29 protein-coding genes and 1 other RNA gene are annotated in these 25,988 nt (G+C 54.3%); 13 read left to right on the forward strand and 17 right to left on the reverse strand.

Going from position 1 to position 25,988, the window contains the following annotated elements; translation table 11 throughout:
• Positions 1-110: 110 nt before the first annotated feature.
• The 5 genes from AC5DDB_RS14690 to AC5DDB_RS14710 form a co-directional block, all read right to left on the reverse strand.
• Positions 111-1,853 carry an arylsulfatase gene (locus tag AC5DDB_RS14690; RefSeq protein WP_491740484.1) on the reverse strand — a complete coding sequence of 581 codons (1,743 nt, stop codon included), beginning with the start codon at positions 1,851-1,853 and terminating at the stop codon, positions 111-113.
• A gap of 168 nt (positions 1,854-2,021) precedes the next feature.
• Entirely contained in the window at positions 2,022-2,558 is a 537-nt protein-coding gene (lspA, locus tag AC5DDB_RS14695; RefSeq protein WP_491740485.1) for a signal peptidase II, read from the reverse strand.
• 67 nt (positions 2,559-2,625) lie between these two features.
• Complete coding sequence (locus AC5DDB_RS14700) at positions 2,626-3,813, reverse strand: MlaD family protein (RefSeq protein ID WP_491740486.1); 1,188 nt, start codon at positions 3,811-3,813, stop codon at positions 2,626-2,628.
• A gap of 200 nt (positions 3,814-4,013) precedes the next feature.
• Entirely contained in the window at positions 4,014-4,823 is an 810-nt protein-coding gene (locus tag AC5DDB_RS14705) for an ABC transporter ATP-binding protein (RefSeq protein ID WP_491740487.1), read from the reverse strand.
• A gap of 101 nt (positions 4,824-4,924) precedes the next feature.
• Positions 4,925-5,773 (reverse strand): MlaE family ABC transporter permease, encoded by an 849-nt coding sequence (locus AC5DDB_RS14710; protein WP_491740488.1) that lies wholly within the window; start codon positions 5,771-5,773, stop codon positions 4,925-4,927.
• 313 nt (positions 5,774-6,086) lie between these two features.
• Between AC5DDB_RS14710 and AC5DDB_RS14715 the strand changes: the two genes are divergently transcribed.
• From AC5DDB_RS14715 to AC5DDB_RS14730, 4 genes are read left to right on the forward strand one after another with little or no spacing between them, the layout of a single operon-like run.
• A complete protein-coding gene (locus tag AC5DDB_RS14715; RefSeq protein WP_491740489.1) occupies positions 6,087-6,794 on the forward strand; it encodes a hypothetical protein in 708 nt (235 codons plus the stop codon).
• The gene (locus tag AC5DDB_RS14720; RefSeq protein ID WP_491740490.1) at positions 6,791-7,174 is read left to right on the forward strand and encodes a YkgJ family cysteine cluster protein; all 384 of its coding nucleotides are present in this window, start codon (positions 6,791-6,793) and stop codon (positions 7,172-7,174) included. Before AC5DDB_RS14715 ends, AC5DDB_RS14720 begins: the two co-directional genes overlap by 4 nt.
• Positions 7,175-7,200: 26 nt before the next feature.
• Positions 7,201-7,557 (forward strand): TA system antitoxin ParD family protein, encoded by a 357-nt coding sequence (locus tag AC5DDB_RS14725; RefSeq protein WP_491740491.1) that lies wholly within the window; start codon positions 7,201-7,203, stop codon positions 7,555-7,557.
• A gap of 1 nt (position 7,558) precedes the next feature.
• Complete coding sequence (locus AC5DDB_RS14730) at positions 7,559-8,104, forward strand: ATPase (RefSeq protein ID WP_491740492.1); 546 nt, start codon at positions 7,559-7,561, stop codon at positions 8,102-8,104.
• Positions 8,105-8,134: 30 nt separating this feature from the next.
• Here the strand turns inward: AC5DDB_RS14730 and AC5DDB_RS14735 are convergent, their stop codons facing one another.
• The 5 genes from AC5DDB_RS14735 to bamJ form a co-directional block, all read right to left on the reverse strand.
• Complete coding sequence (locus AC5DDB_RS14735; RefSeq protein ID WP_491740493.1) at positions 8,135-9,133, reverse strand: NADPH:quinone reductase; 999 nt, start codon at positions 9,131-9,133, stop codon at positions 8,135-8,137.
• A 137-nt stretch (positions 9,134-9,270) separates the two neighbouring features.
• Positions 9,271-9,651 (reverse strand): hypothetical protein, encoded by a 381-nt coding sequence (locus AC5DDB_RS14740; protein ID WP_491740494.1) that lies wholly within the window; start codon positions 9,649-9,651, stop codon positions 9,271-9,273.
• 306 nt (positions 9,652-9,957) lie between these two features.
• Entirely contained in the window at positions 9,958-10,809 is an 852-nt protein-coding gene (locus tag AC5DDB_RS14745) for a sugar phosphate isomerase/epimerase family protein (RefSeq protein ID WP_491740495.1), read from the reverse strand.
• Positions 10,810-10,902: 93 nt separating this feature from the next.
• The gene (gene hemW / locus AC5DDB_RS14750) at positions 10,903-12,027 is read right to left on the reverse strand and encodes a radical SAM family heme chaperone HemW (protein WP_491740496.1); all 1,125 of its coding nucleotides are present in this window, start codon (positions 12,025-12,027) and stop codon (positions 10,903-10,905) included.
• Positions 12,028-12,098: 71 nt separating this feature from the next.
• A complete protein-coding gene (gene bamJ, locus AC5DDB_RS14755; RefSeq protein ID WP_491740497.1) occupies positions 12,099-12,788 on the reverse strand; it encodes a BamJ family beta-barrel-assembly machinery protein in 690 nt (229 codons plus the stop codon).
• A 224-nt stretch (positions 12,789-13,012) separates the two neighbouring features.
• Between bamJ and AC5DDB_RS14760 the strand changes: the two genes are divergently transcribed.
• The 3 genes from AC5DDB_RS14760 (at position 13,013) to rnpB (ending at position 14,825) form a co-directional block, all read left to right on the forward strand.
• The gene (locus tag AC5DDB_RS14760; RefSeq protein ID WP_491740498.1) at positions 13,013-13,915 is read left to right on the forward strand and encodes a CHAD domain-containing protein; all 903 of its coding nucleotides are present in this window, start codon (positions 13,013-13,015) and stop codon (positions 13,913-13,915) included.
• A 211-nt stretch (positions 13,916-14,126) separates the two neighbouring features.
• On the forward strand, positions 14,127-14,336 hold the full coding sequence (locus AC5DDB_RS14765; RefSeq protein ID WP_491740499.1) for a dodecin: 210 nt from the start codon (positions 14,127-14,129) through the stop codon (positions 14,334-14,336).
• 74 nt (positions 14,337-14,410) lie between these two features.
• An RNA gene (gene rnpB, locus AC5DDB_RS14770) (RNase P RNA component class A) lies at positions 14,411-14,825 on the forward strand.
• Positions 14,826-14,902: 77 nt separating this feature from the next.
• On the opposite strand, the gene AC5DDB_RS14775 is transcribed toward rnpB, so the two are convergent.
• The 3 genes from AC5DDB_RS14775 to AC5DDB_RS14785 all read right to left on the reverse strand — a co-directional run bounded on the left by AC5DDB_RS14775 (position 14,903) and on the right by AC5DDB_RS14785 (position 16,607).
• Positions 14,903-15,214: a branched-chain amino acid aminotransferase gene (locus tag AC5DDB_RS14775; RefSeq protein WP_491740500.1), complete on the reverse strand. Its 312-nt coding sequence runs from the start codon at positions 15,212-15,214 to the stop codon at positions 14,903-14,905.
• A gap of 172 nt (positions 15,215-15,386) precedes the next feature.
• A complete protein-coding gene (locus AC5DDB_RS14780; protein WP_491740501.1) occupies positions 15,387-15,692 on the reverse strand; it encodes a branched-chain amino acid aminotransferase in 306 nt (101 codons plus the stop codon).
• Between the two features lie 309 nt (positions 15,693-16,001).
• On the reverse strand, positions 16,002-16,607 hold the full coding sequence (locus tag AC5DDB_RS14785; RefSeq protein WP_491740502.1) for a hypothetical protein: 606 nt from the start codon (positions 16,605-16,607) through the stop codon (positions 16,002-16,004).
• A gap of 802 nt (positions 16,608-17,409) precedes the next feature.
• Here AC5DDB_RS14785 and AC5DDB_RS14790 point away from each other — a divergent pair.
• The 4 genes from AC5DDB_RS14790 to AC5DDB_RS14805 all read left to right on the forward strand — a co-directional run bounded on the left by AC5DDB_RS14790 (position 17,410) and on the right by AC5DDB_RS14805 (position 20,323).
• The gene (locus tag AC5DDB_RS14790) at positions 17,410-17,805 is read left to right on the forward strand and encodes an ArsR/SmtB family transcription factor (RefSeq protein WP_491740503.1); all 396 of its coding nucleotides are present in this window, start codon (positions 17,410-17,412) and stop codon (positions 17,803-17,805) included.
• Positions 17,806-17,981: 176 nt separating this feature from the next.
• Positions 17,982-19,100 (forward strand): glutamine-hydrolyzing carbamoyl-phosphate synthase small subunit, encoded by a 1,119-nt coding sequence (gene carA / locus AC5DDB_RS14795; protein ID WP_491740504.1) that lies wholly within the window; start codon positions 17,982-17,984, stop codon positions 19,098-19,100.
• Between the two features lie 116 nt (positions 19,101-19,216).
• Positions 19,217-19,678 (forward strand): nucleoside-diphosphate kinase, encoded by a 462-nt coding sequence (gene ndk, locus AC5DDB_RS14800; RefSeq protein ID WP_491740513.1) that lies wholly within the window; start codon positions 19,217-19,219, stop codon positions 19,676-19,678.
• A gap of 36 nt (positions 19,679-19,714) precedes the next feature.
• On the forward strand, positions 19,715-20,323 hold the full coding sequence (locus tag AC5DDB_RS14805; protein ID WP_491740505.1) for a zeta toxin family protein: 609 nt from the start codon (positions 19,715-19,717) through the stop codon (positions 20,321-20,323).
• A gap of 28 nt (positions 20,324-20,351) precedes the next feature.
• On the opposite strand, the gene AC5DDB_RS14810 is transcribed toward AC5DDB_RS14805, so the two are convergent.
• Positions 20,352-20,924, reverse strand: a complete 573-nt coding sequence (locus tag AC5DDB_RS14810; RefSeq protein ID WP_491740506.1) for a protoglobin family protein — start codon at positions 20,922-20,924, stop codon at positions 20,352-20,354.
• A 114-nt stretch (positions 20,925-21,038) separates the two neighbouring features.
• Between AC5DDB_RS14810 and AC5DDB_RS14815 the strand changes: the two genes are divergently transcribed.
• Entirely contained in the window at positions 21,039-21,488 is a 450-nt protein-coding gene (locus tag AC5DDB_RS14815) for an RrF2 family transcriptional regulator (protein WP_491740514.1), read from the forward strand.
• Positions 21,489-21,572: 84 nt separating this feature from the next.
• On the opposite strand, the gene AC5DDB_RS14820 is transcribed toward AC5DDB_RS14815, so the two are convergent.
• Entirely contained in the window at positions 21,573-22,058 is a 486-nt protein-coding gene (locus tag AC5DDB_RS14820; RefSeq protein ID WP_491740507.1) for a Spy/CpxP family protein refolding chaperone, read from the reverse strand.
• 220 nt (positions 22,059-22,278) lie between these two features.
• Between AC5DDB_RS14820 and glmM the strand changes: the two genes are divergently transcribed.
• Positions 22,279-23,631, forward strand: coding sequence for a phosphoglucosamine mutase (gene glmM, locus AC5DDB_RS14825; protein ID WP_491740508.1), 1,353 nt, complete (start codon positions 22,279-22,281; stop codon positions 23,629-23,631).
• A 110-nt stretch (positions 23,632-23,741) separates the two neighbouring features.
• Here glmM and AC5DDB_RS14830 read toward each other — a convergent pair whose 3' ends face one another.
• Both AC5DDB_RS14830 and AC5DDB_RS14835 read right to left on the reverse strand, forming a co-directional pair.
• Complete coding sequence (locus AC5DDB_RS14830; RefSeq protein ID WP_491740509.1) at positions 23,742-24,551, reverse strand: undecaprenyl-diphosphate phosphatase; 810 nt, start codon at positions 24,549-24,551, stop codon at positions 23,742-23,744.
• 39 nt (positions 24,552-24,590) lie between these two features.
• Positions 24,591-25,823 (reverse strand): LL-diaminopimelate aminotransferase, encoded by a 1,233-nt coding sequence (locus AC5DDB_RS14835; protein WP_491740510.1) that lies wholly within the window; start codon positions 25,821-25,823, stop codon positions 24,591-24,593.
• Positions 25,824-25,988: the final 165 nt, after the last annotated feature.

Genomic DNA, 25,988 nt, shown 5'->3' on the forward strand with positions numbered 1-25,988 from the left:
CCGTTGATGGATTGCACTGAACGATCCTCGTTGGTCGGTTGTCGTCATTCAACAATGACATCCGGCAGACAGGAATGTCCGCCTCGCCGGATGTCTTCAAATTGCTGAGTTCACTCGTGCGAAACGGATTTGATTTCGGCGAAGTATGGGCCGGGAGATTTGGCTCCCGCACCCAAATAAATCTGTAGTCGAGCGGGCCCGGCGGGAAGTTCGATTTGGAGTGTCGCTTCGTCATCGGTGACTTTGGTCGCCAATGCTTTTTCGACATCCCCACACTTCACCCGCACAACTGGGGTGTTCAACGCGGGCGATTCTTCGATGTAGCTTGGTCGCATCCGAGCCGTGATTTCGTAAGTGCCCGCCTTGGCGACATCCACCGCCCAGAATCCGTTCGCTTTCTGGCCTTTGAGGATGCTGTTCTGATGCCACGGCACGGGGCCGTTGTCGGTATGCCAATCGTGACAGGTGAGCAACAGGTGTTCGGCTCCGTCGGAACCGATGCCGATGCGAACGTAGTCATCGAACCGCGTTGAAATGTCTTCGTACCATTCCTCATAGTGATCGCTGAGTTTCTGAATCACTTCGGGGTGTTGCTTCGCGACATTGGTTTCCTGACCGGGATCGGCGTGCATGTCAAACAGTTCGCGTTTTTTCCCGTCACAGACGAATCGCCACTGGTCCGTCATGACGGCCGCCTTTCGCCACTTCTCGGGGAACTCGAGACGCTGTGAATGGACAGCGAGTGTGCGGTTGGGCCATTCTTCCTCGCGAACTTCCTGTTTCAATAATGGGGCGAGACTGGTGCCATCGATTTTCAGGTCTTCCGGCATCGGTACGTCACAAAGATCCGCGAGAGTCGGAAGCACGTCGATATGCGCGGAGATGCGGTCGATGTCGTGCCCGTGTGCGAGTCGTCCGGCTGGAAAGTGCACGAAGAATGGCACGCGGTGACCGCCGTCGTACTCGGAACCTTTCTGACCTTTCATGCCGGCGTTGAATCCGCCTTTTTGAGCACCCGCGGCGGTCCCGTTGTCGGTGGTGAAGATGAAGATCGTGTTCTCGGCTAATCCCAATTCAGCGAGTGATTTTCGCAGTCGCCCGACGTTCTCGTCGATGTTGGTGATCATGCCGTAGAACTCGGCCCGCGGCGATGGAATGCCCATTTTTTTGTACGGCTCGCTGTATTTCTTCGCGACGAGGTACGGTCCGTGAGCGGCGTTCGTGGGGATGTAACAGAAGAACGGACGCTCACGGTTTGACTTGATGAACTCGATGGCAGCATCGGTCCAAACGTCGGTGCAGTATTTGTCCTCGGTTTCTGCAGTGCGGAATTTCCCGTTCTCCCAGTAGGTGTCGCCGAAGTAATCGTTGCCGAAGTAGTCCGGAGTTTGTCCGACGCCACCGCCGCCGTGAATAAACACTTCCTGAAAGCCCTGGTCTTGCGGGCGGAGTGGGTAATTGTCGCCGAGATGCCATTTGCCGAAGCACGCGGTTCGATACCCGTTCGCCGCAAAGACTTCCGCGATCGTCGTTTCATCAGACGCCATCATCGAGCGTCCCATGATCGTGTGCCATACGCCGGTGCGACTGGAATACCGCCCGGTCATTAAGGCTGCTCGCGTGGGAGAACACGTGGGGTCGACGTGGTAGTTCGTCAGTCGCACACTCTCGGCATGCAGTTGATCGAGGTTCGGCGTTTTGATCTGTTCGTTTCCGTGACAGGCCAAGTCACCGTAGCCTTGGTCATCGGTCATGATCAGCACGACATTCGGCTGCTTGGCTTCTGTTGTGCTAGTTGTCAAAGCCGCGAGCGTGGCGAGAATTCCCAAAGCAAGTTGAAAACGCGAACGCATGAAATGCCCCTCCCGGTCGAAGGTCAATGGGGTGATCGGATTGAAAAATCTCGATTTACCCTACGCGTTCAATTTGCGGGCGTCAATTCTCTCGCGGAATCGGCATTCGTTTGTGTAACGGGGCGGAATGGTCCGCAAAACGGGCTCGACGTTTTAGGCGGTCTGCAATTACTGGGCGACGGCTGTGGGGGTATCGTTTGTCGCGCGGGTTTTTTCGTCTCGGAAAGATTGCCACAGCAGAATGCCGGCTCCCGCCATGATCGCCATGTCAGCAACGTTGAAGATTCCCGTGCGAAGCGGACCAATGCCGACATTCAGAAAGTCGGTGACCAAACCATTCTGTGTGGTGCGGTCGATCAGATTGCCAATGCCGCCGGAGAGTAGCAATGCCAACGAAACAAACGAGATCGGCCGCATGTTCCAATTCATAATCAAGACCACAACCAACGCAACGAGAAACACGGAGTTCAGTCCGGTGAGCAGCCAAAACCGGGCGGCTTCCGACATCGTTCCGCCTAACCCGAGAAACGCGCCGGGATTCAAAGCGAAGGTGAGGCGGAAGGTGTCTCCGAAATAGGAGTGAACGACGTGAGGGTCTAGCGTCTGCGTGGCCCACCACTTGGTACCTTGGTCGATTCCGATGCCCAGGATCAAAATTCCCAGCAAGACTGAGACGCGCGGGAATTTGCTTTCCGATTCACTCATGACCAATCCGTCGTGTCTATCGTTTCAAATCATCCAGTTTTCAGCATCGTGATTCACGCGGGATCTGTCAATTCCGACCGTAAGTGCTGGGGCCTCGTACAGTGCGTTGCGGAGTGGGTTTACCGGGCGGAACCGCTGAGGGTTGTTCAAAACTCGTTTGCTGCACGCCGGATTGTTTCACACCGGAACTCGGCGTGAGAGCACCGCTGATTCCCAAGACTTCCGGGTGCCTGGCGACTTTGTCACTGAAGATGCGGGCGTCATGCAGAATCGGTTCAAGGTTTCTCATCAGGATGGCTAGCATCTCGGTCGTTTGATTCAGGTTCTGATAGAGTGTAGGGTCGGTCGCGAATTTGCGGAGGGTGCCGTTTTCATGAACGGCGAGCTTCGTAAACGTATTCAAATCCTGTGAGACCGCTTCGAGATTCGCGAGTGTGTTGTCCAAACGCAAGACGATGGAAGCAGTCCGCTTGGCGAGGGGTTGCGTGGCATTTTCGAGGTTGGAGAGGTTTTTGTCGGCAGTTGAGACAGCCATTCGGACCGAAGCGATGGCTCCCCGGGTGTCATCCACCAACTGGGGCAGGCCTTCCAACGCCTTTTTCAAAGCAATTTGACTTTCGGGATCGCCGAGAATGCGATTGGCGTTGGTCAGTGTTTCTTGAGACTTCCGCATTGCGATGCTGAACTCTTCCAGCGATTGCGACGTACGAACGATGACCTCTTCCAACTGACCTTGGTTGGTATCCATCAGGTTATTGAGTTGCTCGCCGACCTTCCGCCATTCGGCACTGGTTTTCTCGAATGACACCAGTGACGTGGTGACGTTTTCTTCCATGCGGGCGACGATTTCCATCGGTTCGGGCGGAGCGACACCATCGATGCGATCACCTTCGGCGAAGAACTCCTGCGAGAGTCCCGGTGCGAAGTCGATCGATGAATCGCCAAGAATCGACCGCACGATTCGCGGTTTGGCATCTTTACGGAGTCGATGTTTGCCTTCGATGGAAATCAACGTCAGCACGCCGCCGCGGTGTTCATCGAACACGACTTCCTGAACTTTCCCAATCGAGATTCCGTTTCGCCGAACGGGTGTGCCGGGGAAGACACCGGGCGCGTTTTCGAAATGCACGACGAGCGGATACCTCGGCTCCCACATCTGGGCGATTTCACCGAAGTAAAATACCATGCCCGCGATCGCGGCTCCCGAGAGAATGACAAACAATCCCACGCGAAATTGAAGTTGTCGTTCCGTCATGATGGGCTCCAGTGAGGGATTCGGGGTTAGGATTCAGGGGTTAGGGAAATTGATTTCCCGAGTCCCACTCCAAATGCCTAAGTCTCTGTGTTGTAGGGTGCGTCGTGACGCACCGAGTATGAAAATGTCCGACAATAGCAGTGCGTCACAACGCACCTCATAACTCTACTACCGAGTCCCTAAATCCTAACCCCTAGCAACTAACTTACTAAGATTTCTTCGAGTCGTTCACGGGCTTCGCCTCGGACGAATTGAGACACACGGGGGTCGGGTGATTCCAGGGCTTCGATAAATTGGCCTTCGAAAATGATTTGCGGGTCGTGGTCGGCGAGTCGTGTGCGGGGGAAGAACATCACGATGCGGTCGGCGATTTTCTCGACCGTTCGCATGTCATGCGTGACGACGATGCTCGTGACCGGGCGTTGTTCGCGGACTCGCAGAATGAGTTCGTTGATGACATCGCTCATGATCGGGTCGAGTCCGGTGGTCGGTTCGTCATAGAACATGACATCCGGCCGAAGTGCCAACGCTCGTGCCAGACCAACGCGTTTCTTCATCCCGCCGGAAAGTTCCGCCGGTTTGCGATTGGCGACGTGTTTGGGCAGACCGACTTCCTGCAAACGATCGATGACGATTTGTTCGATCTGGGTTTCCTTCATCCGCGTGTTCTGTCGGAGACCGAACGCGACGTTCTCGAAAATCGTCAAACTGTCGAACAACGCGGCCCCTTGAAAGAGGTAACCGAACTTCAAGCGATCGTGCACTAACTCGGTTTCGTTACGGTCGGTGACTGGTCTTCCGTTCCAAATCACTTGCCCGCGGGTGGGTTGGAGCAGGGCCATCATGAGTTTCATGGTGACGCTTTTCCCGCATCCACTTTCACCGATGAGCACCAAGGTTTCGCCGCTACGAACCTCGAGCGAGATGTCCTGTAGGATCGTCTGCGATCCGAAAACCTGCGAGACGTTTCGCAATTCGATCACGGGTTGTTCGGGGATGGCAAAACTCATGGCGATTCAAATTTTTTGGGTCCACTGTGCAGACCATGTTCCGGTATTCCATATCGAGCGAACGGTCCGTACAGCGGACCCTACGCACTTTGATCGATCTTTCAGAAGACGAGAGCCAAGGTTGGGTTGTTCGACCACACCACTTGATAAAAAGTGTTGATGAGCACGTTCAGGAGGAAATCGAGAATCAGAATCAGCATGAACGAAACGACGAACGACTCCGTCGCCGCTCGACCGACACCTTCGGCTCCCGCTCCACAATGGAAGCCGCGATGACAGGCCACGGTGGCAATTGTCGCTCCAAAGAACACGCTCTTGAACAGCCCGCTCATGATATCGAACGGCGCGACATAGCCGACCGCATGATGCCAATAGTGGAAGTTGTTAATCCCTAGCACCTGCACGCTGTACAACCAACCGCCGAGGATGCCGAGAATGTCGGACAGCCCGGTCAGCATGGGAATCATCAGGAAACAAGCCAGGAATCGGGGGACAACCAGGTATTGAATCGGGTTCGCCCCGAGTGCCCGGACGGCTTCGATTTGTTCGGTTACTCGCATCGTGCCCAACTCGGCGGCCATCGCACTGCCCACACGACCGGCGAGCATCGTTGCCGCCAACACAGGGCCGAGTTCACTGACGAGCGTCATGGTGATGATCGAACCGAGGCGGTTCTCCATCCCCATGGCTTTGAATTGGGTGTAGGTCTGAACGGACAACACCATCCCGATAAACAACCCCGTCACAAATACTACGGGAATGCTGCGGAAACCGATGTCATACAGACTGGGGAGTAGCACCGACGCTCGCGGACGGCGAATGAACAGCCATTTGAGCATCCGCCCGGCAAACACGCCGAGATCACCGACGGCAATGACAGCCCGCAACACAACCGCCCCGAGGGAAACGGTTAAACTGTGTGGTGGTTGAGCCGCCGTATCGCTCGCCATGGGTACCGATAAATTTCTGGATGTTTCGACGGATCGGAAGTCCGTTTCCGATCTCTTGGGGCGCGAAGGGTAGCGAATCCCGGCGAACGCCGCGAGACCAGTTCTGTAGGCGTGTTGGTTTCAATCGGAGTTTCTTGATGCGGTGGAAAGCACGGTCGACTGTACGTTACACTTCGGTCATCCAAAGACAGATTTCCGACTCCCGCGAGAGGCATCCTGACCGGCGGGAGTGAGGTTACGTCGAAGTTGCCGCGTTCACTGCGGACACGAAAAACGCAATGTGGTCCCACACTGATTTTGAGGAGGAAACATCATGCGACTCATGTGGCTTTCAGCTCTTTTACTGGCTGTTACGATTGCTCCCGCGAAGGCCGCGGACGAGAAATCGTCTGAACATTCGGCGGCGGAAAAACAGGCCATCGAGCAAGTTCGTCAGTCCGGCGGCAGCGTGATGGAAATCGCGCAAAACGATAACCGGCTGGATGTTGCGTATCACTTGGCCGATGGAGAAGTCAAAGACGAGAAACTGGCCCCCTTGGCGAACATGCCGAAGTTGTACGCTCTGAACCTGCGGGGTACCGCGATCACCGATGCCGGGTTGGCTCATATTGCCAATGCTCAGGAACTCGTACGGTTGCACCTTGAGAAAACTGCTGTCGGAGACGAAGGTCTCAAACATTTGGCGAAATTGGAGAAGTTGGAGTACCTCAATCTCTATGGCACCAAAGTCACCGATGCCGGTTTGCCGCACTTGGCAAGTGTGAAGTCTCTCAAGAAACTGTACCTCTGGCAGACGGAAGTGACCGACGCTGGCGTCGAGACCCTGAAGAAAGTCTTGCCGGAAGTCGTCGTGATCCGCGGCCTATCCCTCGCTGAGCCAAAACCAGAACCAAAAGAAGAGCCTAAGAAAGAGGAGCCTAAGAAAGAGGAGCCGAAGAAAGAGGAGCCGAAGAAAGAGGAGCCGAAGAAAGAGGAGCCGAAAAAGGCCGAAGAAAAACCAGACGACAAAGATAAGAAATGACCGGTGGACCCGAGTCCGGTGGCGATCAACTGCCGATTCTAACTGTGGATTCCTGCAGCGACTGCGGATTGTGTTGTCAGGGCATCGGTTCGCCGGCCATGTTGCTGCGATCGATGCCCCGTCTCCGCGGACCGCACCCGTACCGTCGCGCGGGGTTTCCGCAGGAGTTAGCCGACGAGTTGGACCGCCACTTCCTCGGCCTACAACGCGGGCAGGAACCACAGGAACAGTGTTTATGGTACGATGACCAGACCAAGAGCTGTCGACATTACGAATGGCGACCGCAAATCTGCCATGATTATGAACTTGGCGGCCAAGAGTGTCTCACGTTGCGTGCGAAGCATAGAATTCATCACAGCCCAACCGATTCAAACGAGTGACGCCGGCTTGAAACAGGAATCTTGAGATGTCCGAAACTGTCGAGTTATCTGAACAGCTTGTCGCAGAAGCCCGCAAGACCGCTGAACTCGCACAGCGTTCTCCAGCGGAACAAATCGAAGCATGGGCACGGTTAGGACGCATACTCGCACCTGTTTTGTCTTTCGACCCGTCGAACCATGAACCACGGTTGCTATCGGAGGCGATGGCCACCGTCGATACGGATGAGGGGCTTCAGCGAGTCAAAACGTATCTGGAATCGCGAGCGTTTCCTCACTTTGAAGCCGTACCAGGGTCTTCGGATTTGATTATTCGGATTGATCAAGACGGTACACGGACGACTGGCCGATTCGAGAATCGTCAATTTATCGCAGTCACTGAATAAGATGGATTTTTCGCTTCTCGACGAGCGTCCGGCCATTATTGCGATTGCTGGTTCCAACGGTGCCGGCAAATCAACATTCTATCAATCCCATCTTGCTGACACAGGTTTACCTTTTATCAACGCCGACGATATCTCTGCGTGTTTGAACATCGATGCCTACGATGCTGCAAATATGGCGGACGTCATTCGGCGTTCGTGTGTAGCCAACCGAGAGAGCTTCGTCTTCGAGACTGTGTTTTCCGATCCTGTCGGGGCGAAAGTGCAGTTCCTTAAGGATGCTGTTGCGGCCGGGTATCACGTCGTAGTGATTTTTATTCAAATTACGAATGTGGAAACCTCGATTCAGCGAGTTTCCATGCGTGTGGCTCAGGGAGGTCACGATGTGCCCGACGAGAAACTTCGGAGCCGGTTCGAACGCACGCGTAAAAATCTGCAAATTGCGATCGAACAACTGCCGAAGGTTTTTGTCTTCGAAAACACTGACCTATCGTATCCTTATCGACTCGTGGAAGTCTGGCCAGACGGCCAGCGAGTTCTTCTAAGATAAAGACCGATTGACGTCGACCTCAGTCAGACATCAAGGTTCCAGCACGATTTTGCCTTGGAGGGTGCCGGTTTTTTGCAGGGTGTTTTCTTCTTGCAGGCGGTGAGCGGCGGCGGCTTCGGCGAGGGGGAAGACCTGACCGACGCTGGCGGACCAATGCCCACCCAGCCAGAGTCGATTGATGTGTTCGGCGGCGACGCGTTGTTCTTCCGGTGTCGCATTGAACATGGCGAAACCAACGAGTTTCAGATCTTTGGTGTAGAACGGTCCAATGGGCAAATCGGGCCGGGCATCGCGACCAGCCATGATCACGACGCGGCCGCGTTTCTTCATCATGCCGATAGTGCGTTCGAGCGTGGGTTCACGTTGCGTTTCCCACCAAACGTCGATGCCACCGTTCTTCTCGGCAGCAGACTGGATGTCATCATCGAGCGTCGATGAGCGGTAATCCAGGACGATGTCAGCTCCCAGATCCTGGCATTGCTGTTTCTTTTCTTCACTGCCAACAGTGGCGATGATCTTGGCTCCCGACGCTTTCGCCAGTCGCACGACCGACGCCCCGACACCACCAGTCCCACCGTTCACGAAGACCAACTCACCGGGTTGCAAATTCGCGTGGAGGAATAATCCCAAGTGAGCAGTGATGCCCACCAACGCCCCGGCGGCTGCGGTCTTCTCATCCATGCCGTCGGGAATCGGGTACAGCCACTTTTCATCGACGGCGGCTAACTCAGAGAATGTTCCTTGTCGACCCATCAAACCTTGATTGCTACCCCACACACGATCGCCGACCTGGAACAATTCGACTTCATCGCCAACGGCTTCGATTGTCCCTGCCAAATCACATCCAACGATGTATGGCGAAGGGAGTTCCAGTTGGATTGCACCGCTGCGGAGATAGGTGTCGATCGGATTGACCGCCACCGCTGCCACGCGAACTAGAACTTCGGTCGGTCCAGGTTGGGGGTCTGGCAGGTCGGCGTACTGGATGACTTCGGGGTCACCCGTTTCGGTGATAAAGGCGGCTTTCATGAGTGTTGGTCCGTTGTAAGTCGTAGGTCTTAGTCAGAGATTGCGAAGCACTTGCATGATCGGCAACAGCAACGCGACTCCAACCGGAACCCCGACAAGCAACGAGTACCATATCCACTCTTTGCCGGTTTTCATCGTTAACGTTCTTCGTCGAGGTTCTCGGTTTCGGTGACCCAGTTGCCGAAGTGGGTCATCATGCGTGCGCCGCTTTCGAGATAAATATCGTGTACCTGTTTCAGAGCTTCTTTTCCGTGAGCCGGGGCGGAAACGACACTGCCACCGCTCTCGAGTTTTCGTTTATACCATTCGATTTCGTCATCGATATCGGCAAACCAATGTGGTGAGGAATCAATCTGGCTGGCATCCTGTTGACCATGCAGATAATGGATTTCGTCGTCTGAAAAACCGGCTTTCGCCAGCGATTTGACGGCTTCTTCGGCTTGACTCATGCGATCGAACGCAGCGACCGCCCGACCAACCGGATCACCAGGGGCACCTTCATGAGCGAATAAAGACATTTTGGATTCCTTCGTTTGCTGAGCCACTCTAAACGGTTCCCAGACGTGATGTCGAGTCCGTGGCATATCAATAAGTGACCACCGAACCCGGCGGCCGGAGGATAAGACAGCAAATCGAGTGCCGCGAACCCTGTCGGATGCGGCACCATCCGGTTATGGACGCAACGATCAATACATCCAACCAATGACGGACAGGTACAAAAACAAGGACCTCGATCGGAAAGGAACATCATCGCGACGACAATGTTCCCGGTCACGAACCCTGCAGCAAGAGCGAGAAGTTCGGTCCCCATTCCGATCACCTTTTTATCCGAGGATTTTCTGCTTGAGATCGTTGAGCAAATTGACCGCTTCGCCGATGTCGGCTTTCTGTCGTTCGCGATCGTGGGCGATTTCTCGTTCGATTGTCAGCGGACCGGTATAACCGATTTCCTTGAGTGTCCGCAGATACGTTTCCATGCCGACGTCGCCTTGACCAAGCGGCACTTCCGTCCCCCATTCCTCACCCCGTTTGCCTTCAGCGGCCCACGTGCCATCCTTGCAGTGCACACTACGGACGTACTTCGCGACTTTCTTCAACGCCGCGATCGGGTCGCCCGTGCCGTAGAGAATCATGTTTGCCGGGTCGAAGTTGATGAAGAGATTATCACGATCGACATCGCTGATGAATTCAAGCAAGTGATCGGCGGTTTCCTGCCCGGTTTCCAAGTTCAGCTGTTGCCCGTTGCCTTTGATGTGATCGAGCAGATCTCGCGTAGCTTCGATCAGCGATTTGTATTCGGCACTTTCTCGGTCTTCCGGGACGAAACCAATGTGCAACGCGACGGTGTCACACTGCAAGCTGCGGGCGAAGTCGGAAATTTCTTTCATTTCCGCCACGCGGCTGGCGCGACTGGCTTCGGGGACGAGACCCACGGTTTTCACCGTGGTCGGAATGTCGGCGTAACTTTCGCCTTCGAATCCGCCAAAGACCGCCGTGATTTTGATCCCCGCTTTTTCACAGCGATTCAGAAAATCCTGTGCCGCCAACTCGGTGCGGGTTTCGTGATGCGGTGCGTGAATCTGAACGGTGGGAATCTTTAGTTCCTGAGCCACATCCAGGTGAACTCCCAAACCCGCGTCGACGGACGTAAACACGCCAATTGGCCATTGTTCCATGAGATTCTAATCCTCAAGTCGTAATCGTTGTTTCATCTCCTATGATAGCCGGATTGTTGACGAGGCTCCATCCAACGGCGAATTGCGATATGACTATAATAAATCGACCGTGATCGTGTCGGCGACAAATCGACCCTCGCGTGTGAGTCGCAGTCGACCGTCGTGGAATTCGAGCAATCCATTCGTCACGTGCCTGGCGATGGAATCCCCCGCCAGTTCCCCGATGGTAAATCCGGTCGACGCTTCAAATTCGATGATGTCGATCCCCGCCATCATCCGCAGACCTAACGCCAATCGTTCGTGCGCTCGGTCTTCGGGTGAGAGTGTTTCCGAATCCATAATCGGGGATTCACCGGCCATGATTCGTCGTAACCATGTCGATACGCTACGGTGGTTTGTCTCGCGGGTGCCGTTCTGATACCGAGCCGCACCGGGACCGAATCCGTAATAGGCGTCACCACGCCAATACGTTTGATTGTGACGAGACGCAAACCCGGGCTGCGCAAAATTCGAGAGTTCGTACTGCTCGAAACCCACTGCAGAGAGTTCACTCATCGCCGTCGCATACATCTCGCGTTCCAGTTCATCCGGCAAGGGACGCAACTGATCTTTGGCGACACGGTTCCAGAAGGCAGTGCCTTTTTCGATCGTCAGGCCATAGGTCGAGATATGTTTTGGTTCGAGTGAAATCGCCTGTTGAAGCGTGTTTCGCCAAGACTCCAACGATTGACCGGGTACGCCGAAGATCAGATCCAGCGAGACATTTTCGATCCCCACGGCTAGCAATGATTGCACGACTTGGATGATGCGTTCGGGGGAGTGGTCGCGTTCGAGCACGGTGAGGGCGGCGGTATCGAACGATTGTGCCCCGAGACTCACACGATTGACGCCCGCAGACTGAAGCAGGGCGATTTTCTCGTCCGTGAGATCGGCGGGATTGGCTTCGACGGAGAACTCTCCATCGGGCGACAGTCGAAACCACTTCGTTGCCAGTTCAAGGAATTGTTGCAACGCAGCGGGTGGCAGATGGGTTGGAGTGCCGCCGCCAAGGAACAGTGTTTGGACCGGTCGCGGAGTTTCCAACGAGGACAATTCCCGTTCCATCGCTGAGAGAAACGCGGGAATCAAATCGTCGCGACCGGCGACCACGGTGAAATCGCAATAGCCGCAACGATGCACGCAAAAGGGCACATGCAAATAGGCGGCTTGGGGATTCATCGAAAGAGAGGCTCCAAACGTAAAAAAGCCCCAGGTGTGATGGCCCAGGGCTTCGGAAATGCAACGAATGGTTAGTTCGGAGCGGCTCCCGCAGGTTCAATTCCAAGCAGTTCGACATCGAAGATCAACACCTGATTCGGGCCGATTGCACCTTGGGAACCCGCTTTACCGTATGCCAGATCCGGCGGGATGACCAGTTGCCATTTGGCTCCGGTTCCCATCATTTGCAGAGCTTCGGTCCAACCTTTGATGACGCGATTGACCGGAAACTTCGCTGTTTGTTGCCGATTGACAGAGCTATCGAAGACGGTGCCATCAGGCAGCGTTCCGTGATAGTGAACCTCGACAACGCTCGTTGCCTCTGGTTTCGGCCCGTTTCCTGGTTTGAGCACTTTGTATTGCAGGCCACTTTCGGTGACTTTCACGCCTTCTTTCTTGGCGTTCTCTGCAAGAAACGCTTCGCTTTTGGTCAACGCTGCTTTTGCGATCTCGTCTTGGAACGCCTGAAAAGCGACTTCGACTTCCTCGTCGGTCAGTGCGGAGTCTTTGCCGGCCAAAGCTTCCTGAATGCCTTTGAACAAGGCTTTGTGATCGAAGTCGGCACCGCGTTGGGACAAGTTTTGACCAATGCTACGGCCGACGGCGTAACTGACTTTTTGTTTGTTGGTTTCCAGGCCGGCTTTAGGAGCGGCGGCATCTTGAGCCTGTACGCTACCGACCAACATCAAAGCGGCGATTAAGCCGGTTCCAAATCGCATCATTGTTTGTCCTTCCGGAGAGTTGAGATTTTCAGCGGCGAATCAAAATCCCGGGATTAATATGTGGCAAGGTCATACCACTGAAGGGATTTCAACTCATTCACGTTCAGTTGTAACAGATTCCGTGCCAAGCAGGAAAGGCAACGGGTTTTTGCCAAACGGCAGCAAATCTGCTCTGCTAGAGCGTTGTGTCTATTTTCGAGCAAATGCGAGGGAGTATTTGACCGATGAGCTATCGCCTTCAGATCGGGGAGTCGGTTCCCCAGGCCGTCCGACGTATCGCCGATGAACAAATCGAAAAAGCCATTCGCGAAATCGACGATTCCAATCGTGACCGACATGATACCGTTCATCAGGTCCGCAAACGCTTCAAGAAACTCCGGGGGTTAATTCGACTGACACGATCGGCGATGGGTAAACAGTATCGGAAAGAAAACCGTTGGTTCCGTGATGCCGGTCGGAAGTTTGCTGACATTCGCGATGCGGAAACATTGATCGAGACTGTCAAACGTCTCGAAAAGCAGGATGCTTCGTCGATTGATCTTGAAACACTCGGGCTTTTACGCGAGCGACTCGAAGATCGGCGTCGAACGTTGGCCAACGAGGTCAACTTGGAAGCCCTGCTAGCAGAATTGCGAGAACGTCTGCAGAAACACCGAAAATCTGTGTCGAGTTGGAGTTTTTCCGAGGAATCCTTCGACACAGTCTGGGACGGTGTTCACAAAACCTATGACCGCGCCCGTGAATCCATGCAGACAGCGTTCGAAAAGCCAACCGACGAGAATTGGCACCAATGGCGAAAACGGGCCAAGTATCACTGGTATCATACGCGACTCTTACGGACGCTTTGGAAGCCCGTGATGAACGCTCGGAGTTCCGAGCTTGATCGATTGGCGGACGATCTCGGTGACGATCACGACTTGGCCGTCCTCATGGAGACTCTGCCAAGACTGCCGGACGAGTTCGAAGGAAAGGAAGTCAAGAACGCGATCAAGCAGGGCATCATCGCCCGTCGCGAGACGCTGAAAACATCGGCTCGAAAACGGGGGCAATTGTTGTTCGCGGAGAGTGCGAAACGATTCGTCAAGCGATTGAAAGCTTATCACGCGGTCTCATGGAAGCCTTCTTAACCACTTTGACGGATTGGTTCGTTGACGGGCAGGTTGGTTAGCAATCGCCCAGATTTTGCCGCATGATCACTCGTCTCGACGACAATCGTGGTGAAATCCGGTCTAGTGTTGCTTCGGCATACGGACTGCATGGAGTGCTTTGACTGACGCGGTCTATTTGACCGCACTCGTTTATGGAACATTGAATGAACAGAGGACTCCAGCAAGCACAATGGATGCACACATCTACAAGAAGATTGAACTCACCGGTACCTCGCCCAAATCCGTCGAAGAAGCCGTTCAAAACGCGATTGCCAAAGCCGGGCAGTCGGTTCGTGAGATGAAATGGTTCGAGTTATCCGAAATCCGAGGCGATATTGCAGACAATAAAGTTGCGCACTGGCAAGCGACGATCAAAATCGGTTTTCGGCTGGACGACTGATTCCCTTAGCCGAGTGAACCCAGGCCGGTGGTTTGTTGTCGAATCTTGAGAGTGAGATCTCTACAATGCGATTCGGAGTGGGCCAGACGACCGCTGCGGTTTCGGTTTTCGTTGTCATCTTCGGATGATCGATGTCGAAGCCGGAGAGGAAAGTCCGGGCTCCATAGGGCACGGTGGTGGGTAACACCCACCGTCCGCGAGGACCGGGAAAGTGCCACAGAAAACATACCGCCGATGGCCGATGGTTCTCGAACCGTCGGCACAGGTCAGGGTGAAAAGGTGCGGTAAGAGCGCACCGCGGTCTTGGTGACAAGACTGGCAGGGTAAACCCCACCGGGAGCAAAACCAAGCAGGGCGGAGGAACTTCGGTTCCACGCAGCGGCTCGCTACGTCATCACGTCCGGGTCGGTTGCTAGAGGCGGCGGGTAACCGTCGTCGTAGAGAAATGGTCGTCCACGACAAAACCCGGCTTATCGGCCCGCTCCGTTTTTAACATCGTTCGTAATAAGAGAAGCCCAGGAAAGTTCCTGGGCTTCTCTTTGAGTTGAATCGGTTCGCAGCGGCTCTTAGTAGTAGCTGGATTCCGCCTGTGCGCCGCCGTTGCAGTTGACGTCGTATTCGCTGTCGCCGTCGTCTTGGGTGTCGTAGAACTCGCAGCCGTACAAGCAGCCTTTGAATCCGGTGAAACCGGTGAACGAGTAGCTTTGGTTGATGCTGCCGATCGCGCTGCCGACGTCTTCCATTTCCTCGTTGACACCGGTGCCAACCTCGGCCAAGCCGACGACTAACCCGAGCACGAGAATCGTACAAATCAGAATCAATTCGGCTGAGACGACGAAGCCCGCCTCGTCAGCCCAGAACATGGTCAATAGTTTCATGTGGTGCCTCATTATTGGTGACAGGAAAGTTGAATTCATTGTCGAGGATGGAGGAACAGGTCGTTTCTTCAGTCGTCGCTGTTCTCCATCTGTTGTCGTCGATCTTCATGAATGACCAAGTGTTCTTGCCGAATTGGTCTTCGAGTCACTCCCCGTTTCGACGATCAGACGATTAAAACTCGGCTTGGGGGACGCCGTTACAATTGACATCGTATTGAGAATCGCCTTCGTCGAAGCCGTCGTAGAAGGCACTACCGGTTCCGCAGCCTTTGGCGCCGTGTGGCAGGGCGAATTCGTAGGTCTGATTCAAACAGCCCACGGCGGAACCGACGTCTTCAAGCTCTTCATTCACGCCGATGGCCATTTCCGACAGGCCAACGATCAAGCCGAGCACACAAATCGTGGCCACCAGTACCAGTTCGCTCGATACGACAAAACCAGCTTCATCCTGAAGTAGAGCCAAGGAGAGGTTCTTCATTGCGTTTTCTTTCGAATTGCCGATCCCAGAGGGGGATTGTTGAATCAGGGAATATCAGCCCATAAACGCTGACACCCCAAATGTAAGTCGCGATTGAAGCGTTGGAGCAACACTGTTCAAAAAAAACAACACGCCTGTGTCGCTTTGCGTCTTAACTCTTTATTTTGTTTGAGGTTAAGGCGCGCAAAGTTTTTTGGAGATCGCTCTCTGGGCAGTCGGCAATTCGATGGGACTTACTGCTCGACCAAAAGAAAACCGCCGACACAAGTGCCGGCGGTTTCAGATGTTAGGTTTGTAAGCGTCAAAGGCTTACTTCTTGTCGTCGTCGTCATCGAAGTCGAAATCATCGAAGCCGTCGTCGTCGGCGTCGAACAAATCTCCTTCGACGGAATCATCCAAGGTTTCGAATTCGTCTTCGACGACCACGCTGTCGCCTCCCTCGAAATCTTCATCGAGTTCGGAGCGGTCGAAACCCTCATCGACAATACTGCTACCGAAGCCTTCGTCGCCGAAGTCGTCGTGTTCCGGTTCGAACTCTTCATCGACGACACTACTGCCGAAGCCTTCGTCGTCGTCGAATCCGTCATCATCAAACGTCTCGAGGGCGTCTTCGAGTTCGTCCTGGTCGATGGCGGCGGTTTCCAAGGAATCTTCACTCCGAGCACGTGTTCCCGCGCCAGGCGATGCGGCAACGGCTTGTGTCGCAGGTGAGTGGTGGAAGAACAGCAAGATGCCAATCGGCAACAATGCGATGCAAGCACCGGCCGCCAGAGAGAGTACTACTACAATTTGCAGAAATCCGACGAGTTTGTCGAAACCTGGGTCTTGAAGAATCGTCATAACCAGCAAATATGCCAAAAGTCCCGCCGGGATCGCGGCCACCAGCGAGACGGCAGTAAAACTCATCTTATTCACGGCGAACACCTTTAGTGATCGATGGGTTGAGTACTCGGTTTCTACATTGATCGTACAACAACCATACTGCGTTGTCGAAATTTGAGTTCCATTTTTTCCGGCTTCGACGAAGACATTTCACAACAGATCCTCCAAGCCCTCCGCGTCTTGGGAATCGTTTGGCGGCTTGGAGATACCAAGGACATTTTCGATGCATCCTGGGCAATCCCAGGAAAAACTGGGGAAACTCCCTACAAAACGAATGTCATAACCTATTCGTCGGTTTGTACTTAGGAACTTCGCATCAAATTCTCATGAAAGTCGTTGACGATTGGTTCTACCACCGTAATAATGCTCATCGATATGACCGTGCGGGTAAAAGACGTTTGGTTACGCGAAATTCCCGCTTTTTTGGTTTTTCTCATCTCATCATTCAACTGCCTATTGAAGCAACCATTGTCGGATTTGTACGAGCCACATTCGGATGCCTCGTGCAAGGTCGGCATGACTCATTTCTAGCTTCACTGTTTCGGCAAGCAACGAGCTACAACAGACACTTTTGGACTGCGTCCCGAACCGGCGACGGGGATGGACGTCTCTCTAATGACGGGGAGGGTGTGGCATGTCGACCTGAACTGGCGAATTGAATTCGTTCCAATCAAACGAAGCGTTTACGCACAGCGCGGATCGTACATCGGTTAGCACCGAGTGAAGCAACCGTTCCCCTTTAACCCTGGAGAGTCACCTCGGTGACACCACAACCGCGTGTGAGACGCATCCACTCACACCCAATCGCTCTTTTCAAGAAAGCGAAAACCTGCTCATGATGACAAACACTGTAGAACAAATTGAAGAAAAAACGGCTCCTCGCTTTCCAGAGTTGCCGGATCAACTTGAAAAAGATCTCGTCCAGATCTTCAAATTGCTCTCAGACGAAACGCGTCTGCGTATTTTGCTATACCTCGCCCGTGAAGGTGAACTCCACGTAACCGCGTTGTGTGAACGACTTGGCCAAAGTCAACCCGCAGTGAGCCACCACTTGGCTCTGTTGCGTGTCGCCGGCTTGATTGAAGCCCGACGCGACGGCAAACATAATTTCTATTCGGTCCGCCAAAACCACTTCCATCGCGTGATCACCGAACTGTTCGAGACCCTGAGTGATCCGAGCACCGATGAGTTCCGCTTCGACGATTTCGTCGTCAGCCAGGACCAAGCTTAGTCAAATACTGAACGAATCAGTTGTTGAATGCGGGAAGGAGACCGTCTTTCGAGGCGGTCTCTTTCTTTTGCGCGACGGCTTTGATAAGAACGGGGCCATTGTGTGGCCTGCAGCAACGGCCGTGCGTCGAACGTCACCGATGCATTTCCCGCCCACGAATGAATTGAATCCTCGCTATGTCCCACCCCGCAAAATTGGCACTCGCAGACGGTAGTGTGTTCACCGGTATCGCTTTCGGAGCCCATGGTGAAACTTACGGAGAAGCCGTCTTCAACACCAGTATGACCGGCTATCAGGAAATCCTGACGGACCCCTCCTATTGCGGTCAAATTGTTACGATGACGTATCCGCAAATCGGCAATTACGGCGTGAACACCGAAGACGTGGAAAGTTCCAAGCCGTCACTCCGAGGATTCGTATGCCGGGAGTTGTGCCGGTTTCCTAGCAACTTTCGGTCGGAACAATCGCTAGACGAGTACCTCAAAGAGCACAACATTATCGGCGTCGAAGGCATCGACACCCGCGCTTTGGTGCGGAAATTGCGAATCGCCGGTGTGATGACAGGCGTGCTTTCCACGACCGATCTCGACGACGAATCACTAGTCAATAAAGCTCGGCAAAGTCCGGAGTTGGTTGGGCAGGATCTCGTGCAACAGGTCATGCCGGCCCAAGCGTCGGAATGGTCCGAAGGTTTGAGTCCGCTCTCGCATTGTGGACCGCCATCGGAGCAGTCGACGAATCCGTCGCATGTGGTTGCCATCGACTATGGAATGAAGTGGAATATCCCTCGTCATCTCCGAGACCTGGGTTGCAAGGTGACCGTTGTTCCGGGCACGATGACGGCGGACGACATTCTCAGTTTGAACCCTGATGGAATTTTCCTCTCCAACGGACCCGGCGATCCGCGACCGTTGGAATACGCAGTCGGTACCATTCGGGAACTGCTCGGCCAAAAACCGATTTTCGGGATTTGCTTAGGGCATCAACTCTTGGGGTTGGCGTCCGGCGGTTCGATCTTCAAATTGAAATTCGGTCATCGTGGGGCTAATCAACCTGTGCTCAACAAGCAGACCGGTCGGGTCGAAATCACGAGCCAGAACCATGGCTTCGCGATCGATGCAGACTCGCTGCCCGATGATGTCGAAGTGACCCATGTCAATTTGAACGACAACACGGTCGCCGGATTGAAGCATAAATCGCATCAGGCATTCAGTGTGCAATACCACCCCGAAGCCAGCGCCGGGCCGCATGATAGCCGCTATCTGTTCAACGATTTTCAGTCGATGCTCCGCTGAGACTAGAAAATTTTTGAAACCACAGAGCCGACGGGTTGCACACCGGGCAGTTTCTTTTCATAAGAGGCGAAACTTCATCGCTTGTTTCCCTGTTGAGAAGGATGCCCATCATGGCTTTGGAACGCACACTGATTCTGATCAAACCTGACGCCGTCGAACGTCGTTTGGCCGGGCGGATTCTGTCCCGGTTCGAGGAACGTGGCCTGAAAATCGTCGGGCTGAAGTTACTGCAAGTGACGCCGGAACTCTCGAAGCAGCACTACGCCGAACACGTCGAAAAACCGTTCTACCCAGACTTGGAACAGTTCATCACGTCTGGCCCGGTCGTGGCGATTGTGGCCGAAGGCCCGGAAGCGATCAGCGTCGTTCGAGCAATGATGGGCAAAACCAACGGTCGGGAATCGGCTCCGGGCACAATTCGCGGCGACTTCGGTATGTCCCGTCAAATGAATCTCGTTCACGGCAGCGATGGCCCGGAAGCCGCTCAAAAAGAGATCAACATCTACTTCAATTCCGATGAACTGATCGACTACTCGACGAGTCTCGATTCGCTGACCTGTGCTGACGACGAGAAGTAATAAGCCACGGTGCAACTCCTTTTCGGAGGTTGTCCGATGCAAAAACCACGAGTCTACCTAATTGGCGGGGCTCCCGGTTCGGGAAAAACGACGTTGGGATGTGCATTGGCGGCGAAGATCGGTGGATCGTCCGTGACGATTGACGATCTTATGACCGTCGCCAAAACGGCCACCACGCCCGAAAGTCATCCCGACTTCTATTTGTACCGCAGTCCGGTGAGTCATCTGGAATACTTCACGGATTCGTCTTTCGAGCGTTTCCGTGAAGACGCCGAACGACAGCAGCGTGCAATTTGGCCATGTGTCAAAAGACTCATCGAGAAGCATTTCGCATGGACGACGACACCGCTCGTCATCGACGGTTGGCATCTCCGGCCTGCTGAGGTTGCCATGTTAGACCAGGAGATTGTTCGTACCTGTTGGATCAACATCGCACCCCAAGTCCTCGAACAACGCGAGCGGAAAAACACGGACTTCCTTCAAGGATCGTCTGATCCGGAGAAGATGTTCCAGAACTTTCTCGCACGCAGCTTATGGTACAACGACTTCTTAAAGTCCGAAGCTGAGACTTACGGTCTGCCAGTGATTTTCCAAGATGGGTGCGTATCTGTGGAAGAGATGTGTCACAAGATTCTGACCCGCTGAGACGTTTGTCGTCGCGGTCACCACTGCCTTACGCCTGGTAATGGCGGGTAATCAAGTCGTTTTGGACCCAGAGAAGTTTGCTGAATGCTCGGATGGTGCGGATTTCGGTTTCACGATCGAGTCCGAGGCTGAAGATCGTCGAGTTAAACGCATCGGCCACAAATCCCATTAATGCATTCATTTGCACCAGCGGAATGTCCAGTTGATCGCTACCGGCCTTGGGCGTGTGAATCTTGCCGACCATGTCGAGGTAGCTGACCATCTTGGCATCATAAGGACGGGTGACAAGGGCTTCCAAATACCGTCCCAAATGCTGCTTGCGGAATTGGATCATTTCGTGGTCGAGCGTGAGGGCTTCGAGACTCTCCGGGGTGTGGCCTTCATATCCCGATTGTCGCGGCACAAAGTGTCGTTTGGTGGCATCGTAGTTGAAAAGTTTCACATAGACGGCATCCACCAGGGCCGGAACAAGTGGTGCCAGATGGGCGGCCGAGGCATGAATCGCTTCGATATCGTCAGCATCCAGACCGATGAACTCGGTCAAATACCCAAAACGATACGCCAGGTCAGATTCCAGTTTGGCTTCATCAATGGTTTGCATTGGGACTCCCCGCCTGAGTGGTAAGTGCTATACTGAGTAAGCTAACAAACGCGACTCAAATCGTACGACAACTAATTCTGGATGTCAATGTCCAGTTTAGATGGGGCGGGAAAATTGTTCTCTCAGACTGTTGAATATGCGCTTCGAGCGGTTGTTTTTCTGGCGAGTGAATCTCCGGAGGCGGCGACCACCGTGCAGATTGCCGACGCAACACACATTCCAGCTGCTTATCTGTCGAAGGTCTTACAAGCGTTGGGGCGGGGCGGAGTGGTGCGGTCTCAACGGGGAGTCGGCGGAGGGATGTCTCTCCAGAAAGCCCCTGATGAACTCACTTTGTTGGAGGTCGTGAATGCTGTCGATCCGATCATTCGGATCAAGACCTGCCCGCTCGAATTGGCCGCTCACGGGACCAATCTTTGCCCGTTGCATAAGCGACTCGACTCCGCGTTGGAGAGCGTCGAGAAAGCCTTCGCAGAAACAACGCTGGCGGATATTCTCGCCGAACCCACCACCAGTATCCCACTTTGCGATTTCCCATGCGCTAACAATGACGAAGCGTCATAACTCAGCAAATAGAACAAGGGTGCTCGTGAGAGCACCCTTGTGTGTGTCGTTCATGTTCTGTGAAACGTCTGTCGTGAGACGGCCTTAAGCGGCTTTCTTGCGTTTCTTTTCACCGGTGAGACGCTTCAAAGCTGGCGGCAACTTTTCTTTTTGCTCGTCGGTTAACAAACCAATGACATCACGTTGAAACTTTTGACGGAGTTCCATCGCTTTGGCCATTCCAGCGGTTTGCTTTTCGGTGAGGCCGGCAGCTTCGTTGATAGCCGCTTGACGGGCCTTGCCCTTCTTGTCCGAATCCTTAAGAGACTTCACCGCTTCAGCACGTTTCTTCATGACCTCAGGAGTGATGCCAGCTTCTTCGTTCACTTTCTTGATCGCAGCAGTGACTTCTTTCCCCATCGCATTGATCTTGGCCGTTTGTTCTTTCGTGAGGTCAACATCCGAAAGCGACTTCAAAACCTGCGCTTGAACCGAACGTCCCGCACCTCGTTTCTTTTTCCCCTTAGGTTCCTCGGCCTGCACTGACGAAACAATAAACAGCATCAAGACAGCAACCAGCATCGAACGCATTGGAACTCTCCCGAAAACGAACAGTGACAGAATAACTCCCGAACGCGTCGACGATATCCAGAGATTTCCAAATTTGCAATCGATGAGACTCAACAAGTTTTCACATATTCCCTCGCAAGGACCGTTCGTGTCCGAAGGCTCGCAAATCATGTCCAGCTGTGGATAATCGGCACGTTCCCAGTGCGATCCAGATAATTCCACCATCTTAAAGGCGGCAACAATGACACAACGGATTGTGAGCATCTCCGGACTCCGGGGCATTATTGGTGACGGGCTCGAGCCGGATTATGTCACACGCTTTGCGATGGCCCTGGGCACGATGACAAATGGCGGCACGATTGTGCTCAGCCGCGATGGACGATCAAGCGGCGAAATGGTGAAACATGCCGTCGTCGCGGGTTTGTTGGCTACCGGGTGTCGGGTTCTGGATGCCGGGATTGCCTCGACGCCGACGTGCGGGGTGTTGGTCACGCATCATCAAGCGGCAGGTGGGTTGCAAATCACCGCGAGCCACAACCCCGCTCAGTGGAATGGACTCAAGCCATTCTTGCCCACGGGATCGGTTCTTGATGCCGTTGCGGGGAAGAAACTTCTGCAGATTTTAGAATCCAGTTCGTTTCGGCTAGAGAATTTCGAAGGGCTGGGGCAGGTGGAATCCTTGGCGGAACCTGGTCAGCCGCATTTGGATCGCGTCCTGAAATTGGTCGACGTCGAGAAGATTCGCAGCCGGAAGTTCACAGTGCTGTTGGATTGTAATCATGGTTCGGGTGCAGTACTCGGACCGGAACTGCTCGAACAGTTGGGCTGTGATTTTGAAGTGCTTGGCGATACGCCCGACGGCCAATTTGCTCATACGCCCGAACCCACGAAAGAAAACCTCGCGTCGTTCTGTGAACAGGTGAAGCAGAGCGGGGCGGATGTCGGATTTGCTCAGGACCCCGATGCTGACCGACTGGCGATCGTGGACAATACCGGTCGCTACATCGGTGAGGAACTGACGCTGGCATTGTGTGCCGACCATGTGCTGAGTCGTCGGTCGGGGCCGGTTGTCGTCAATGGTTCGACCAGTCGAGTCACCGCGGACATTGCGGCCAAACACGGCTGCGAGTTTCATCGATCGCATGTGGGTGAGGCGAATGTCGTTGCCAAGATGAAAGCCGTTTCCGCGGTCTTGGGCGGTGAAGGCAATGGCGGGTTGATCGATCCGAACGTCGGTTTCGTTCGCGACAGTTTCCTCGCGATGGCGTATGTCCTCGATGGTTTGGCCGCCGGGAAAGAATCGGTGGCGAAGTGGGCGGATTCGTTGCCACAGTACACGATCGTCAAGGACAAATTGACGTGTCCCCGCACAGAAGTCGAAGCGGCGTGTGCCGCGTTGCAGGCTGAGTATCCTGATGCCTCCGCTACAACTGGCGATGGTTTGCGGTTGGATTGGGAAGATCGCTGGGTCCAGGTGCGAGCAAGCAACACGGAACCAATTCTACGGGTGATCGCTGAAGCCCCGGGCAAAGACGACGCCGAAAAACTCTGCAGCGACGCCGTCGAAACGGTACGAGCGGCAGTCGGTCTGTAGCGAGTCCGCGACTCCGAAACACCGTGTGCCACGGCTCTGTGAGCCGTGCTAAGCAACGCTATCTGGAGTAACACGGCTCACAGAGCCGTGGCACACTACCGCGGGGTGGTTTATGTGGCGAGTTGCCAGGCGATTGTGACGAGGCCGACGACGGCACAGTAAATCGCGAACCAGTGGAGTCGGCCGCGAGCGATGATCGACAGCAGCCAACTCAACGTCAGCCAACCGACAATAAACGAAACGACCGTGCCGGCAACGAGTGGTCCGATGGGGAAGTTCGCGCCGGTTGCTTCTCCTTGGATCATGTCGGCGGCTTTCAGAACCGTAGCACCGAGGATGGCCGGGATCGCGATGAAGAACGAGAAATTCGCGGCCGCTTCGCGGGTGTAGCCGAGAATCAATCCGCCGGAAATCGTACTCCCCGAGCGAGACACCCCCGGCAAAATCGCGAGTAGTTGGAACAGGCCAATCAACCAGGCATGCAGTGGTGTGATTTGTTCCAATGAACGTTCGCCGCGTTCCATCGACCGGCTGACTAGCAGCAAAAACGCGGTCAACAAGAGACAGCAACCCGCAACTAGCGGTGTCGCCATACCTTCTTCGAGGAAGTCTTTAAGCGGTGTCGGTGCGATAATAACGAGCGGCAACGTCGCCACCACAATACCAACGAGAACCCAGCGTTCCCGCAGAATCGCTAGCAACTTGTTGCGGTATACAACCAGAATCGACAGCAGCGTCCCGGCGTGAAGTGCGACGATGAGTTGCACGTTGGCCTCGGGATCGATAACGCGACCGGTCAGTTTGCGGATGAACTCGCCGATAATGACAAGATGGCCGGACGAACTAATCGGCAGAAACTCTGCAATTCCCTGAACGATTCCCAGGATGATCGCTTCACCGTAATCGCCGATGGTCGACATGGTTGCTCGTCCTTGAGCCAATCGATATTCGAGGTGGAATTACGACAACATCGAGTTGAGTCGTTTGACGGCCTCTTCCACGTTCGCACGACTGTTGAACGCGCTCAATCGGAAGTAGCCTTCGCCGGCGGCTCCGAATCCGCTACCGGGCGTTCCGACGAGTTCGGTTTTCGTCAGGAGTTGGTCGAAGAAGTCCCAACTTGGCATGTTGTTTGGCGTTTGCAACCAGACATACGGAGCATTGACGCCGCCGTAGACATTGATGCCGAGCTTCTCCAGCCCATCGCGCAGGATCGACGCGTTCTCCATGTAGAAGTCGATCAGCTGCTGAATCTGCGTCTTTCCATCCGGTGAGTAAGCGGCAGCGGCTCCGCGTTGCACGATGTAGGATACGCCGTTGAACTTCGTGCTTTGTCGGCGATTCCACAGCGGATGGATGGCTTGGTCCTTGCCGTCAGCGGTGCGACCGGTCAGTTCCTTCGGCACAACTGTGAATGCACACCGCACACCGGTGAATCCAGCTTTCTTACTGAAGCTACGGAACTCGATGGCAACTTCCCGAGCACCTTCGATCTCAAAGATCGAGTGCGGAACTTCCGGATCGGTGATGAACGATTCGTAAGCGGCATCGTAGAAGATGATCGCGTTGTTGCTACGTGCGTAATCGACCCAGGTCTTCAGCGTCTCTTTCGAGGCGACCGTCCCGGTGGGATTGTTAGGGTAGCAGAGGTAAATCAAATCGACCGGGCGGTCGGGCAGGGGAGCGACGAAATCGTTCTCCGCGGTCACGGGCAGGTAAACCAAACCGCCATATTGACCGGTTTGATTCGCCTCGCCGGTGTTGCCGACCATCACATTCGTGTCGACATAGACCGGATAGACCGGGTCCGTGATGGCAATGGTGTTATCAGGGCCGAAGATGTCCAGAATGTTTCCGGTGTCACATTTCGATCCATCCGATACGAAGATTTCATCGGCGGAAATGTTTACGCCACGGGCTTGGTAGTCGTTCTCGACGATGGCTTCGCGGAGAAAGTCGTACCCCTGTTCCGGGCCGTACCCTCGAAACGTCTCGTGCGAACCCATTTCATCGACGGCGGCATGCATCGCTTCGCGAATGGCGAGCGGCAGAGGTTCGGTCACATCACCGATGCCCAATTTGATAATGTTCGCTGACGGGTTCGCTTCTGCGAATGTCCGCACCCGACGGCCAATTTCGGGGAAGAGATAGCCTGCCTTGAGTTTCAGGTAGTTGTCGTTAATCCGAGGCATAGCAGTGTGCGTCAGGCTGTAGAACGAAAATAAGCCGAGTCAGTGGTTCCGACTCGGCGTCCTAGAGTCAACGAATTGACTGTTTAATCAAAAAAGTCGGGACGACACGATTTGAACGTGCGACCTCCTGCTCCCAAAGCAGGCGCTCTACCAAGCTGAGCTACG

It is taken from the genome of Thalassoroseus sp. (assembly GCF_984380535.1).